This window comes from Flavobacterium sp. (genome assembly GCF_035456225.1).
GTDB lineage: Bacteria > Bacteroidota > Bacteroidia > Flavobacteriales > Flavobacteriaceae > Flavobacterium.
This window is the reverse complement of record NZ_DATIDM010000015.1, coordinates 1-14,988: the sequence shown is the minus strand read 5'-3', so window position 1 is coordinate 14,988 and position 14,988 is coordinate 1. Positions and strand designations below refer to the sequence as shown.

Annotated in this window: 14 protein-coding genes and 1 pseudogene; 9 read left to right on the top strand and 6 right to left on the bottom strand. The window is 40.6% G+C overall.

The annotated features are described in order from the left end of the window. Both VLB74_RS00780 and VLB74_RS00775 read left to right on the top strand, forming a co-directional pair. The coding region (locus tag VLB74_RS00780; RefSeq protein WP_325201565.1) for a DinB/UmuC family translesion DNA polymerase at positions 1 to 749 on the top strand (749 nt) is incomplete at its 5' end. After that, entirely contained in the window at positions 740 to 1,177 is a 438-nt protein-coding gene (locus VLB74_RS00775; RefSeq protein WP_325201564.1) for a LexA family protein, read from the top strand. The genes VLB74_RS00780 and VLB74_RS00775, both read left to right, overlap by 10 nt. On the opposite strand, the gene VLB74_RS00770 is transcribed toward VLB74_RS00775, so the two are convergent. From VLB74_RS00770 to VLB74_RS00745, 6 genes are all read right to left on the bottom strand, one after another. Next, entirely contained in the window at positions 1,174 to 1,527 is a 354-nt protein-coding gene (locus tag VLB74_RS00770; RefSeq protein WP_325201563.1) for a hypothetical protein, read from the bottom strand. The genes VLB74_RS00775 and VLB74_RS00770 overlap by 4 nt on opposite strands. A 54-nt stretch (positions 1,528 to 1,581) precedes the next feature. Then, a complete protein-coding gene (recJ, locus tag VLB74_RS00765; RefSeq protein WP_325201562.1) occupies positions 1,582 to 3,270 on the bottom strand; it encodes a single-stranded-DNA-specific exonuclease RecJ in 1,689 nt (562 codons plus the stop codon). A 67-nt stretch (positions 3,271 to 3,337) separates the two neighbouring features. Beyond that, positions 3,338 to 3,676: a HopJ type III effector protein gene (locus VLB74_RS00760; protein WP_325201561.1), complete on the bottom strand. Its 339-nt coding sequence runs from the start codon at positions 3,674 to 3,676 to the stop codon at positions 3,338 to 3,340. Positions 3,677 to 3,679: 3 nt separating this feature from the next. Next, positions 3,680 to 4,105, bottom strand: coding sequence for an OsmC family protein (locus tag VLB74_RS00755; RefSeq protein ID WP_325201560.1), 426 nt, complete (start codon positions 4,103 to 4,105; stop codon positions 3,680 to 3,682). A gap of 39 nt (positions 4,106 to 4,144) precedes the next feature. Beyond that, entirely contained in the window at positions 4,145 to 4,822 is a 678-nt protein-coding gene (rsmI, locus tag VLB74_RS00750) for a 16S rRNA (cytidine(1402)-2'-O)-methyltransferase (protein WP_325201559.1), read from the bottom strand. Next, the gene (locus VLB74_RS00745; protein WP_325201558.1) at positions 4,823 to 5,839 is read right to left on the bottom strand and encodes a hypothetical protein; all 1,017 of its coding nucleotides are present in this window, start codon (positions 5,837 to 5,839) and stop codon (positions 4,823 to 4,825) included. A gap of 191 nt (positions 5,840 to 6,030) precedes the next feature. Between VLB74_RS00745 and VLB74_RS00740 the strand changes: the two genes are divergently transcribed. The 7 genes and pseudogenes from VLB74_RS00740 to VLB74_RS00710 form a co-directional block, all read left to right on the top strand. Further along, positions 6,031 to 6,657 (top strand): thymidine kinase, encoded by a 627-nt coding sequence (locus VLB74_RS00740; protein ID WP_325201557.1) that lies wholly within the window; start codon positions 6,031 to 6,033, stop codon positions 6,655 to 6,657. Between the two features lie 3 nt (positions 6,658 to 6,660). Then, positions 6,661 to 9,096 (top strand): bifunctional UDP-N-acetylmuramoyl-tripeptide:D-alanyl-D-alanine ligase/alanine racemase, encoded by a 2,436-nt coding sequence (locus tag VLB74_RS00735; protein WP_325201556.1) that lies wholly within the window; start codon positions 6,661 to 6,663, stop codon positions 9,094 to 9,096. An 85-nt stretch (positions 9,097 to 9,181) separates the two neighbouring features. Further along, a complete protein-coding gene (gene mscL, locus VLB74_RS00730) occupies positions 9,182 to 9,607 on the top strand; it encodes a large conductance mechanosensitive channel protein MscL (RefSeq protein WP_325201555.1) in 426 nt (141 codons plus the stop codon). 155 nt (positions 9,608 to 9,762) lie between these two features. After that, on the top strand, positions 9,763 to 10,752 hold the full coding sequence (locus VLB74_RS00725) for an aspartate-semialdehyde dehydrogenase (protein WP_325201554.1): 990 nt from the start codon (positions 9,763 to 9,765) through the stop codon (positions 10,750 to 10,752). Positions 10,753 to 11,016: 264 nt separating this feature from the next. Next, complete coding sequence (locus tag VLB74_RS00720; protein ID WP_325201553.1) at positions 11,017 to 11,406, top strand: hypothetical protein; 390 nt, start codon at positions 11,017 to 11,019, stop codon at positions 11,404 to 11,406. A 156-nt stretch (positions 11,407 to 11,562) separates the two neighbouring features. Beyond that, positions 11,563 to 14,442, top strand: coding sequence for a hypothetical protein (locus VLB74_RS00715; RefSeq protein ID WP_325201552.1), 2,880 nt, complete (start codon positions 11,563 to 11,565; stop codon positions 14,440 to 14,442). Next, positions 14,408 to 14,988, top strand: a pseudogene (locus VLB74_RS00710) (hypothetical protein); the annotation flags it as partial. The gene VLB74_RS00715 and the pseudogene VLB74_RS00710, both read left to right, overlap by 35 nt.

Here is a 14,988-nt window from a genome sequence, read left to right as displayed (position 1 = left end):
CACTCAAATGGACAAAAATTGAAGACGTTTGGGGAATTGGCTATCGTTTGACCAGGAAAATGAAAGCGAAGCAAATCAACACGGCCTACGATTTCATACAGCCACAATATGAGAATTTCATCAAAAGTGAAATGGGAGTGATTGGGCTCCGATTAAAAAGCGAATTGGAAGGCAAACCCGTACTCGAACTCGAAGAAGCGCTGGAAACAAAAAAAAGCATCGCCATTACGAGAAGTTTCAAAAACAAACTTTCTAATTTGGACGACCTGAAAGAACGTGTTTCCACTTTTGGAACAGTCTGTGCCGAGAAACTCCGCAAACAGAATTCCTGTTGTTACAGCGTGAACGTTTTTCTGGCGAAAGATCCGCACAAAACCAACGACAGCCGGTTGTATTACAGTCGGACGGAAACACTTCCGTTTGCGACCAATTCAAACCTTACCATCAGCAATCTAGCCATAAAAATGCTGGAAAAAATATACGAGCCAAACGAACTTTATATGAAAGCCGGCGTAATCGTAACGCAACTCATTCCGCAAGACCAGAAACAGCTGCATTTGTTTGAGGAAGAAAATCCGAAGCACCAAAAACTGATGGAAGTGATTGACCGCTATCACAAGAAAACGGGCGAACGCAAAATTCGCTTGGGTAATCAGGATTTACAACACACGTGGATCATGAAACAAAACCATTTGTCTCCCAATTTCACGACCAATATAAACGATATTATTACCGTAAAATGTCTGTAGCGAAACCAAACCTAACTTTTTTCAGACCGGATTTCGAAAAATCGGTGGAACTTCCTCTTATTGAAGGCGGAATCAAGGCTGGTTTCCCTTCGCCTGCCGCTGATTTTGACGGCTCAAAAATTAGCTTGGATGCCCTGCTGATTAAAAACAAAGAAGCTACTTTTTATGCTCGTGCCAGCGGAAATTCAATGACAGGCGCCGGAATTGACGACGGAGATATTTTGGTAATCGACCGAAGCCTAGAACCTTCCAACAATAAAATTGCGGTTTGTTGTATTGATGGGGAATTTACCGTAAAACGCATCAAAATCGAAACCGACTGTGTCTATCTGGTTCCCGAAAACGATACGTATAAGCCCATAAAAGTTACCGAAGACAATCAGCTCCTTATCTGGGGTATTGTGACTTTTGTGGTCAAAAGCATTTAATTCTTGCAGACATCGTCCAGATAATCGTTCAACTGAACCTGAAACAAAGTACCTGAAACCAAATCCTTCAACTGAATTGCTTCACTTTCGGAGACCGCTAATTCCAAACCCGGAAAAGGAGTCTCCAAAAGGAATTTATGGCAATGTCCGCGAAGTTCACAATCGGAACATTTGATATTACCGCAAGTAGTTTCAATATTGGCTGAAAATTTCATTAATTCTGAAAACGAAAGATAAAAACCGGTTTCCTTAAAAACCAATTGGACTCTCTCCCGCAAAACCCGATCGTTTTTAATCCAATAAAAAGCCACACCAAAATCATTGTGATATAATTGTTCTATCTGTGCCATCGAATTCGATTTTGAACAAATATACAAATTATTTAAAACGATTCTAAATAAATATTATTGAATATCACGAAGTCGTAATTGCAAAGAAATGGTGCCGTTCCATTCGTTTTCATCCACGGAAAATACAGCATCAAAAGGTTTTTTGCTTTCGGTCAGCGCAATTTTATCGGCTAAACCGAAACCAATAGCGCCAAAACTATCCGAATCATTTTGTTTCACATATAATTTCAGGTGTTCTTCGCCCGAGCCTATTTTCTTTCCATAACCGGTATCTTTTAACCCTTTGGCTAAAAAGACCGGACTCATATTTTGTGGGCCGAATGGTTCAAATTGTTTTAGGATACGCATGAATTTCGGATTGACGTCCGACAAAACTATCTCGGCATCAATTGAAATTTCCGGCGTTAGTAAATCGGGATGAATGGTATCCGAAACGACTCTTTCAAACGCATCTTTAAATTTTTCGTAGTTTTCTTCCTTGAGTGTCATTCCGGCAGCATACATATGCCCGCCAAACTGCTCCAAGTGTTCAGAACATGCTTCCAATGCATTGTATACATCAAAATCCTTAACAGAACGGGCAGAAGCCGCTAATTTGTCGCCACTTTTGGTAAAAACAAGTGTTGGTCTGTAATACGTTTCCGTTAAACGCGAAGCCACAATTCCGATAACACCTTTGTGCCAGTCTTCCTGGTATACTACGGTGGTGAAACGGTTTTGCTCCTCGTTTTCGATAATTTGCTGAAGGGCTTCTACGGTGATTTGTTTATCTAAATCTTTTCGGTCAGCATTTAAGGATTCAATCTGGGAAGCAAATTCCTCGGCCTGTTCCAAATTGAATTCCGTGAGTAATTCCACCGCATGATTTCCGTGTTTGATTCGTCCTGCGGCATTGATCCGTGGCGCAATAACGAAAACCACATCGGTTATGGTAAGTACAGTTCGTTTTAAATTCTGAATCAGCGCTTTGATTCCCGGACGCGGATTTGCATTAATCACTTCCAGTCCGAATTTTGCCAACACGCGGTTTTCTCCAGTAATCGGGACAATATCCGCAGCAATTGCAGTTGCCACCAAATCTAAATAGGGAACTAAATCATCAAGCGTTTGGTTTCTGTTTTGAGAGAGCGCCTGAATCAGTTTGAACCCTACTCCGCAACCGCACAGCTCATCATACGGATAGGAGCAATCGGTTCGCTTCGGATCCAAAACCGCAACAGCCTCCGGCAAAACATCTCCGGGACGGTGGTGATCACAAATTATGAAATCTATATTTTTTGCTTTGGCGTAGGCAACATGATCGATGGATTTGATACCGCAGTCTAATGCTATAATAAGTGAAAAACCGTTATCGTCTGCAAAATCAATCCCTTGGTAGGAAACTCCATAACCTTCCTTGTAGCGGTCCGGAATATAGGTTGCCACATTTGGATAAAAACTTTTCAGATACGATGACATCAAGGAAACTGCCGTAGTTCCATCCACATCATAATCTCCGAAAACGAGAATATTTTCATCATTGGCGATTGCCTTTTCGATGCGCTCCACGGCCTTGTCCATATCCTTCATCAGGTACGGATCGTGCAAATCGGCTAAAGTGGGACGAAAAAAGGTTTTGGCCTGTTCAAAGGTTTCAATTCCCCGTTGAACAAGCAGGGCAGCAATAATTTCATCTACCTGAAGTGCATTTTGTAAGGCTTGTACTTTTTCCTGATTTGGCTTTGATTTTAAATTCCAACGCATAATGAGTTACGGATTTTAGATAAACAATGAGTTATTTTGGCGTATAAATTATTTTAATACAATACTTTTATTTCGCTGTTAGAGCGGTTTTTTCGAAAACAATGCCGCTCCAACCGAACTTCATAAAATTCCTGATATTCTGATGATCTGTCTCTTCGGGTGTTTCCAACACTTTTTGATAGTGTTCTCCGAAAAGAAACAATGTTTCCGCTTCTTTCAATTGATTCATTTTTGCAAAAGAATATACTTTACAGGAACCGTTATTTACTCCCTCTTCATTAAAAGTTTCCCCATTTTTGAAGGCAGAAGGAACAAAGTCATAATGCGCATCAATAGTTTCAATGACTTCTGAAAAAGGCAAAACGGCATGACTGGAAACCTTTTCCAATAATTCAGTTACATTCATAATTTAGCTTTTATGAAATTCAATCTTTATCTCAACATTCGCAAACTTACGGAACATGACCATCACGCCACAATAACTTTCCACCGACAAGTTTACGGCTCTTTCCAATTTCTTTTCATTAAGGTTTTTCCCGTAAAAATGATAATTAACTCTTACGGTATGATAGGTTTTCGGATGCTCTTTTGTTAAATCCCCTTCGGTTATAATTTTGAAATCTTCTACTTCCAATTTCATTTTCTCAATAAGGGAAGCAACGTCCAATCCGGTACAGCCCGCCAAAGACGAAAGCATCATGGCTTTTGGTCGAAGTCCGCTCCCTTCCCCACCATGGTCCGGACCTGAATCCATAACAATGATGTCACCACTCGGATTGTCTGATTCAAATTTCATTTTCCCTTTCCAGGAAGTTGTTATTTTATGCGTATCCATTTAAATTTAGATGTTAGATTTTAGAAGTTAGAAAAGGATTTATTTAACAGGTTTTCCGCCTACAACCACAACAATTTCCCCTTTTGGCGGTTTGGCTTCAAAGTGTTTCAGAACTTCTCCCGCTGTACCACGAACGGTTTCTTCGTGCATTTTCGATAATTCCCTTGATACCGAAACCGTTCTGTCCGCTCCAAAATACTGAACAAATTCAGCCAACGTCTTCACTAATTTATGCGGAGAAACATAGAGAATCATCGTGCGGGTTTCCTCGGCTAAAACCAAATAACGCGTCTGACGTCCTTTTTTATCGGGAAGAAAACCTTCGAAAACAAATTTATCATTCGGAAGGCCGCTGTTCACCAAAGCCGGTACAAATGCGGTAGCTCCGGGAAGGCATTCTACCTCAACTCCGTTTTCCACGCAGGCTCTTGTGAGTAAGAATCCGGGATCGGAAATGGCCGGTGTGCCCGCATCGGAAATCAACGCGATATTTTCACCAGTCTGCAAACGCTTCACGATGTTTTCCACCGTTTTGTGTTCGTTGTGCATGTGATGGCTCTGCATGTGCGTGGCAATTTCGAAATGTTTTAGCAGTTTTCCGCTATTACGGGTGTCTTCGGCTAAAATCAGGTCGACTTCCTTCAGGACTTTGATAGCCCTGAAAGTCATATCGTCCAGATTCCCAATCGGCGTCGGTACTAAATACAATTTTCCCATTTAGGCGAATTTATTCTCGATCAATTCCATAAAACGCGAACTGTATTCGTCTTTCCCCTTCCAATCGTTATAATCCGGTTTTACCAGATCATCTATAAAACTTTTGGCTTCATCCAAAGTATTGAACGTGTTTAACTGAGACAAAACCCTATTCAGATCTTCGCCACTTCCGCCAAAAAGATTTTTCTCAAACGCAATGCGGTCGTTTAAGCTAAGAGAAATCGTCTTATTGAATTTTTCATTAAGCGATAAGGTTCTGTATTCGGCTTTCTCGGCTTCGATTTCTTTACGGATACTTTCCAACGGTCTGTGACTGGAGGTTTCTTCCGCAACAACTTCATCTTTAACAGGCTCTTCTTTCACTTCAGTGACTTTCTCAAAAATGTCCTCTGTCGTTTTTTCCACTTCTTTCGGAACGTCGTTGACTTTAACAAAATCCGCTTCATGATAAGTGTCCCCTAACAATTCCTCAAAAGAGATTTGTTTTGGTTCGTCCTTTTTACTTTCTTTTATTTCTTCCTTGCTTTCTTCAGAAATGGGTTCAAAAAGAATCGCTTCAGCTTCTTCCTCCTTCTCTTCGGTCGCTACAGGTTCTTCTTCTGTTACCGCTTCCTCTTCAATTACAGATTCTTCCTCAACGACTGGTTCTTCTTCCGCTACTGTTTCTTCAGCATCCAAATCACCTTCATCAATAGCTATTTCTCCAATCATTACCTTTTCATCCTCTACCTGTACTTCAGAAACGGGATTGCTGATTTCTTCCTGAACAACAGCTGCTACTACTTCCGGTTCTTTTTCATCCTTTTTCTCATAAGCCTTCTCCATTTTTTCTTCCAGCACTTCCGGAGCCAATGTTGGTTTCAATGTTTCGATATGCTCTTCGTAAAAACGGAGAACAGATAAACTTTCATATAATTTCTGGGCTTCCTGATGCAGCTGAACCACATCGTCCCTGTTTTTCATCTTTAAAATTCGGTGCGCAATACTGATTAATTCGGCTTCTAATTTTTTCTTCATAACTTTTGAATTTATATGGAGTAAGGCAATTCTTCTGATATTTTTTCCAACGTTTTTATTTTGTCTGTGGAAAGAACCTTTGATAATTTTTTCTACATTTGAAACAATATAAAAAACAGTAAAATTTACGTTGGTTGGTTTGAGTTACAAATCTAATCAGAAATTTTTCTGTTACGTCTGAAAATTACAAAATGTTTCTCGAAAATACAGTAAATCATAAAGAACAATTTGGATGGATTGAAGTCATCTGTGGCTCAATGTTTTCCGGTAAAACCGAAGAGCTGATCCGTCGTTTGAAAAGAGCCCAGTTTGCAAAACAAAGGGTGGAAATTTTCAAGCCTACGATTGATACGCGTTACCACGACGAAATGGTGGTTTCCCATGATTCCAACGAAATACGCTCCACTCCTGTTCCCGCTGCCGCCAACATCCGCATACTTGCTGATGGCTGTGATGTGATTGGTATTGATGAAGCCCAGTTTTTTGACGACGAGATTGTGACCGTTTGCAATGATTTGGCCAATTCCGGAATTCGCGTTATTGTAGCTGGTCTGGACATGGATTTTAAAGGCAATCCGTTCGGCCCCATGCCAGCGCTTATGGCCACTGCCGAATATGTTACCAAAGTACATGCCGTATGTACCCGTACCGGAAATTTAGCGCATTTCAGTTTCAGAAAAGCCAATAACGACAAATTAGTATTGTTGGGCGAAACCGAAGAATATGAGCCTTTGAGCCGTGCCGCCTATTACAATGCGATGCGAGAAATGCAGGAAAGCGAAGTAAATCCTACCGAAAAAACAAAAAAGCAAAAATAAATTTTGAGTTTATCCCTTCACAATATCGTCCCGGTCATTCACGCCAAATGGTTAGGGGTTGATGAGACCTGCCTGATTGACAATGTTTCCATCGACAGCCGTTCGCTGCAGAACAACAACAGTACGTTGTTTTTCGCCTTGGTTGGACACAATCACGATGGTCACCAATATATTTCTGATCTGATTGATTCCGGCGTTCAGTATTTTGTGGTAAGTTCTGTCCCGGAAAAATTTGCCCATAAAGCCAATTTTCTTGTAGTTGAAAATACATTGGTGGCTTTACAACAATTTGCTGCCTATTACCGCAAACAATTTGATTTTCCAATTTTGGGAATTACCGGCAGTAACGGAAAAACCATAGTAAAGGAATGGTTGAATTTCCTGTTGAGTCCGGAATACAATATCATCCGAAGTCCGAAAAGTTACAATTCACAAGTAGGGGTACCACTTTCAGTTATCGGAATTAACGAACGACACAACTTCGGCATTTTTGAGGCCGGTATTTCTTTGGTGGGTGAAATGGAAAAACTGGAAAAAATCATCCAGCCTACACTCGGCATCTTGACCAATATCGGTTCGGCACACAACGAAGGATTTGCTACGGAAGAGGAAAAAATTGCCGAAAAACTAAAATTATTTCAACATACGGAAGTCGTAATCCTTAAAAAAAACGAGGAAATTGAAGCGCTTTTGCCCGCATCTGCCAAAACGTTTACCTGGAGTTATGATGATGCTTCGGCAGACATTTTAATTTCGGAAAAAGGAAATTCGACGTTGGAAATCCAGCAAAAAGAAGAAAAATTCCTTGTTGAAATTCCGTTTCGCGACAAGGCATCCGAAGAAAACACCATTACCTGTCTGATGGTATTGCTTCATTTAGGTTACGACAATAAAACGATACAGGAGCGCATCTCCAAATTGTATCCGGTGGAAATGCGTCTGCAGGTGAAAAACGGCATCAACAACTGTACGATTATTGACGACAGTTACAGTTCCGATTACCAATCGCTGAAAATTGCTTTGGATTTTCTGGAACAGCATAAAACCCATAAAAAGAAAACCGTAATTCTTTCCGATATTTTCCAAAGCGGATTTCCCGTAGAGGAATTGTATGCGAAGGTTTTTCGATTGTTATCCCACAATAAAATTGACACCGTAATCGGAATCGGGGAAAGCATCGGGACGCATTTAAAGGACTATCCGAATTTTATTTCGTTTGCCACAACGCAGGATTTCCTACTGCAGTTCAACAGCTCTCATTTTTCCAACGAAACCATTCTGATTAAGGGAGCCCGAAGTTTCCAGTTTGAGGAAATTGTCGTGGTCTTGGAAGAGAAAACACATGAAACGGTACTGGAAATCAATCTGAATGCTATCAGCCATAATCTGAACTTCTACCGGTCAAAGCTAAAACCCACCACCAAAATGATGGCCATGGTCAAAGCGTTCGGTTACGGAAGCGGCAGTTTTGAAATCGCAAAATTATTGGCGCATCACAAGGTTGATTATCTGGGCGTGGCTTTCGCCGATGAAGGTATTGCACTCCGCAACGCGGGAATCACCATGCCTATTATCGTGATGAATCCCGAAAACAGTGCGTTTGCCGCCATGGTCGCTTATAATTTGGAACCGGAAATATACTCGGCTTCCGTTTTAAGGAAATTCATCTTTTTAGCCCAGCAAAAAAACCTGTCCAATTATCCGATACATCTGAAACTCGACACTGGAATGCACCGCCTTGGTTTTGAAGAAAAGGATTTGGCAGAACTTATCGGCTTGCTGAAAAACAACAATTTTGTTTCGGTAAAAAGCATTTTTTCACATTTATCGTCAAGTGATGTCCCGGAATTCAGGGATTTCACGTTGGGACAGATTCAGAAGTTTGATTTATGGTCGACACGATTGATGCAGGAATTGAACATTGCACCTATCCGACATATTTTAAACACTTCGGGCATTTATAATTTTTCTGAATATCAATTTGACATGGTTCGTTTGGGCATTGGTTTATATGGTGTAGGTAATGATCCTGAAGAAATGAAACAGCTGGAACATATCGGCACACTCAAAACCATTATTTTACAAATAAAAGACATTCCTGTGGGTGACAGCGTGGGTTACAGCCGAAAATTCAGGGTGACCGAACCAACACGAACCGCAACCATTCCGATTGGTTATGCGGACGGTATCCCAAGAAGCTGGGGGAACGAAAAAGGTTATGTAGTGATCAACCACCAAAAAGCACGAATTGTAGGCAACATTTGCATGGACATGTTAATGATTGACGTGACCCATATCGATTGTCGTGAAGGCGACACCGTAATTGTCTTCGGAAAATCACCCCGTGTTACCGAACTGGCGGAGGTTATCGGCACCATTCCGTATGAAATCTTAACCAGTATTTCACACCGTGTAAAACGCGTTTTTTACAAGGAATAATGTACTTTTTTGATTCAAACAGCAAAATGTAATCAAAATTTTACTACTTTTAGTTTCGAAGGCATTTTTAACTAAAACGTATTCTATGGGATTTATATCGGAGTTTAAAGAGTTTGCCATGAGAGGCAACCTGGTTGATATGGCAATTGCATTTGTTATGGGGGGCGCATTCGGAAAAGTGGTTACCGCTTTTGTGGAAAAGATGTTCGCACCAATTGTGGGTATCATCCTGGGCGGCATAGACCTCAACGATAAAAAAATAGTACTGAAAGAAGGCATAGCTGAAGTCAAAGACGCAGCAGGCGCAGTGGTTACTCCGGCAGTTGCCGAAGTAGCAATTCAATGGGGTGCGTTTATCACCGCCTTAATTGACTTCATCATTGTTGCCTTTGTGATGTTTCTTATCATTAAAGCCATGAACAAATTGAAAAAACCGGAACCGGCACCTGCTCCATCAGGTCCAACCCAGGAAGAATTATTAGGAGAAATCCGCGATTTGCTGAAAAAATAATCCGCTACACAACATATTCTAACTTAAACCGTCCAATTGGGCGGTTTTTTTTATTTGAAAAAAAATTCTTGTGATATTTTTTTGTTATCATATTTTAACATCTTTATTATTTAATTTTGCAATTCGTAATAACACACTAAAAATCAATACGTAAAATGAGAGTAGCCGTTGTAGGTGCCACCGGAATGGTAGGCGAAGTGATGCTTCAGGTTTTAGCGGAAAGAAATTTCCCGATTACAGAATTAATTCCCGTAGCTTCAGAACGATCTGTAGGAAAAGAAGTTGAATTCAAAGGCACTAAATACAAGGTAGTTGGAATGCAGACTGCAGTAGACATGAAAGCAGATATTGCTGTATTTTCAGCTGGAGGAGATACTTCAAAAGAATGGGCTCCAAAATTTGCTGAAGCCGGAACAACGGTTATCGACAATTCTTCCGCATGGAGAATGGATCCGACTAAAAAATTAGTAGTTCCGGAAATCAACGCTTCCGATTTAACTAAAGACGATAAAATCATTGCTAATCCAAACTGTTCAACCATTCAGCTGGTTATGGCTTTAGCGCCGTTACACAAAAAATACAACATCAAACGCGTTATTGTTTCCACTTACCAATCCATTACCGGAACAGGTGTAAAAGCGGTACAGCAATTGGAAAATGAATATGCAGGAATTAAAGGCGAAATGGCATATAAATACCAAATTCACCGCAACGCAATTCCACAATGCGACGTTTTTGAAGACAATGGTTACACGAAAGAAGAAATGAAACTAACGCGTGAAACCAAAAAAATAATCGGTGATGATAACATTCACGTTACCGCTACAGCCGTAAGAATTCCGGTAGTGGGCGGACACAGCGAAGCCGTTAACATTGAATTCTCTAATGATTTTGATCTTAACGAAGTGCGTTCAATCTTACACAATACACCGGGAATTACAGTTCAGGACAACAACGACACGTACACCTACCCAATGCCGTTGTATGCGCAAGGTAAAGACGATGTTTTCGTGGGCAGAATCCGTCGTGACGAAAGCCAGCCAAACTCTTTAAACATGTGGATTGTGGCTGACAACCTAAGAAAAGGAGCAGCAACCAATGCGGTTCAGATTGCTGAATATTTATTGGAAAACAAATTGGTATAATCACCGGTTTAAATCATACTGAAATCCGTTTAGCGTAAAAGTTAAACGGATTTTTTGTTGCTTCAAACAGAACACTCTTCTAAAAATTCAATTAATCAGGCTTCTTAGAAAGTTAGATATTTAGAAACCCTTACAGTGTGATGTAAGGGTTTTTATTTTAAAAAAATCAGCACTGGGAATCGCTAATTATCGATATTTAACAAAATAGCTTCTTTTTGTTAGACGTTTTTTTTTGTATTATTAACAATAATTAACCTATACTTTATGAAATTAAAAGCTTTCTTACTGTTTATGATTCTCTTCACATTGCATTCCTTTTCGCAATGTCCTATCCCCACGCCCTGTAATTTGGTTTTAAATGGTGATTTTGAACAAAATAATGGGTGGTCAACCGGCCTAAATCAGATAGCGTTGGCCTGTAACTGGATAGCGGCAACCGGATCTCCTGAATACTATCACGCAAACTCAACAAGTTCGACAGTTAAAGTACCTACTAACCTTAACGGAACCCAGTATGTAAATACGGCATTTGGAGGCAATGCTTATGCCGGGATTGAAATAGAGCAAAACACGCCTCTTGAACTGCATATTTCAGATTTATTGGCAACACAATTGCGGCAACCTTTACAGCCCAATACAAGTTACCAATTGTAATTTAATGTATCCAAAGCAGATTCGAATAGGTATAACACTTCCATTAATTTTCAGGCTTATCTTGGATTTTCACCTACTCCTACACAAGATAGCGATGGCAATTATGTACTTGAACCAAACAGCATTTTATTAGAGAATACATCTTTTTCATCAAATATGGGTGGCCCCAGCAATAATGATTGGGAAACAATCACATTTAACTTTACTACAACCGCTGTAGCCGGCCAGACATTTTTATATTTAGGGGGATTTTACGACGTGCTTTTTGACGCTCCGCCTCCTCCGACAACCAACAGATCTGTTTATTATTACATTGACAATGTAAATCTTAAGCCTGTTTATGAAATCGCGTTCGATTTACCTGCGACCCTATGTTCCAACACTAATATCGACAATCTTACGGATTATATTTTACCCGTAGCCTACAGCAATGGTGTCTTTACCGGAAATGGAGTAGTGGAAACCGCCGGGATTTATTCCTTCAATGGTTCACTTGCCGGAGTGGGCCCACACACTATTACCTATGCATATACCGACAACTTAGGATGCCCGCCGGTTGTGGTTACCGATACGATAACCGTAAACTCGTGTATTCCGCCAGATCCACCCTATATTTCACAGGTTTACTCACGCAACCCCAAAGACAAATATGTAGAAGTGAAAAACAAAGACTATAACACTGCTATTGCCTCTGGACAATATTATTTGGTTTGGTACCAAAACGGGAGCAGTACCCCGGCGGGTTCTGTGGATTTGGGCAACATCCCTGCAAACGGCACCAAAGTGTTTAAAGGCGCTTCTTCCGCAAACCCTGCTTATGCTGCTTCTTCCGCTACACCTTGGGGTTTTGGCAGCTTTGACGGTTTTAACGATATTGTAATAATTTCTACCAGTAATGGCACCAATGCCTATGCCGATAGGATTGACATCTTTGCGGGTGAAAGCTCCAATAAATCTATGGTACGGGTATCGTGTATGCCGCTACAATACCAGCCACCACGAACCGATTACGACGAGCAGGATTGGGTAGCATTCTCCATAACGGAAGTGGGCAATGATACTGACCGTAAAAACTCGATTTTAGGGAGACATTTTAGCGAGCCTTTAGAATGGAATGGTATAATTTGGGACGATTTGGGCAATCAAAGCAACCCTGATCGCTCTAGAGTTGAACTCATTAATGCACCTTACGATACAGCTACTTATGGCAGTTTTGAAGCCTGCAGTTTGGTTTCGAATAACAATTTGGTAATTAGCTCTTTGACCAATGCCAAAGTACAAACCGAGGTGACTTCCACAGTTCCTAATGGCATTGAAGTTCAAGACCGTGGTTCACTGGTTATGGTACGTGATGTTTATTATGGAGTGGCTAACCAACTGCTAATTCATTCAGCCACACAAAGTGCTATGAAACACACTCGCTCGACCGTTGGGTTAAACAAAGGTACTGACTATGTGTATTGGTCTTCGCCTTTAAGCACAAATGCAATAAACCCGGTGGCAGGTGAAATATTTTTCGATTTTGGAACGGCTATCGGTCAGTTTGATCCCGATAGATTCTTCCGTTTCGAAAACCAAAATTTTTACGATGCAATAAACTATCATGGCGACAATGGCAGTGGAACCGATGGTTATGATGATGATGCCGGTTTCAATCAAAACCCTGCAACTATTGATTATTTACCGTTTTCGGTAATCCCAAGCGCCATCAACGAGCATTTAATTCCCGGAAGAGGCTATGTCACATGGCCAAAAAAATCTTCCAATGGTTATTTTACCATTTACGATGCCAATTACACCATAACGTTTGAGGGAGAAATGAATAACGGGGAAGTGTTTGTTCCGGTATACAGAAATGACGCCGCTTTGGGCACAAACCTGAATCTGATAGGAAATCCATATCCTTCCGCAATAGATTTGAATGTTTTATTAAGCGAAAACGATTCCCTAATAGAGCCTTTGGCATTGATTTGGGGACGCGGCGTTTTAGATGACGATCCCAACAACACAAATCCAGGCCCTGAAGCCTTGAACTATAGTGAAGACAATTTTTTATTGTACAATCCAACCATGATAATTGACCCAGCCCTTTCCGGAAATTTTGAATTCAACCCTGCTTTGCCAATTGATGAGAAAGGGACTCTAGCTTCTTGTCAGTCTTTTTTTGTAAGAGCGTTAGATCCGGCAGGAGGTTTTGCCACGCAGGATACCGGATACATTGAAGAAGCGGGACAATTGGTTTTCAAAAACAAGATGCGTACTACCAGAGCCAACAATACTTTTGCAAGGATGACCAATAGGGCCAACAATGAAGATGAAGATGATTACGATGATGATGATTCCGTTATTTCGAACGATAAGTTATGGGTAAATCTGACCGATGCAAACGGATACGCCGTTCAGTTGGGTATTGCGTTTCAGGAAAACGCTTCGGTCCACTATTTGCAAAGCGAAGACATTAAGGCGGTTAACGGCAGAAAGTATAATTTTTACACCCAGTCCACATCAGAAGATTTAATTATCGATGTTCAGGATGCATTTGATATGGACAAGACAATTCCATTGGGAATTATTAACACAAGTGACAACGTTGCGCCAAATTTCAGTATTTCCATCCCTAAAAAAGAAGGTATTTTTGAAACACAACCCGTGTTTTTAGAAGATATAAAGCTGGGAATTGTTCATAATCTGACCGATACACCTTACTCCTTTACCACTTCAGGAGCTATAACAGAAGGGCGATTTAAATTGCTTTTTGCAAATAATAGCACTATTTTAGCAAAACAAAATACTGACAACCAAATAGATATATATTCATTAAACGGTAAAGTTCAGATATTGTCAAAAACAAGCAATATACGGGAAGTCTATGTTTCGGATATTTATACCCCTAATAGTAGCGGGATTTTAGTTGCTAAACAGGAAAAAATAAGTAGTAAAACGGCAACAGTGGAAGTGCCGGAACAATTTAAATTAATCAATGTAAAAGTAGTGTTAGAAGATGGCAGTATCCATAACAAAAAGCTATACCGATAATTTCTTAAAAGCGTGGCTTATAACCATGCTTTTGTTTTTTAATCACACTAATGGACAATTACAGTCAGCTGCTGATTGTAATGTTTCGTACCGCATCTGCGATGCCACACAAAGCTATTACTTTGAATCTAATGGTCCTGGATTGGTGGATGATTCATATACGGCATTTTCAGGAAGCACTCCTTACCAAACTATTTATTGTATCGCGGGCAATATTTACCCAACTCCAGAATGGCATCCGGCTTGGTTCATTTTTACACCACAATACAGCGGTGAGTTTGGTTTTTTGATTTGCCCTGAGAACCAAACTGTCGATTGGCAATGGGCATTGTTTGAAAACCCCAGTTGTACCGATTTGAGCAATACAGTTCATCAACTAAGATGTAATGGACAACCTCCATTAGCTGCAGCGGAAGGCTGTACCGGAATCGGGTTTAAAAACGGTTTTGGGGGGGGGGCTACTGGTTTAGGTGCTTATATTAATGTAACTGCCGGCAACACCTATGTTTTGTACACATCAGTGCAACAATGGTGGCTTACTGCTCC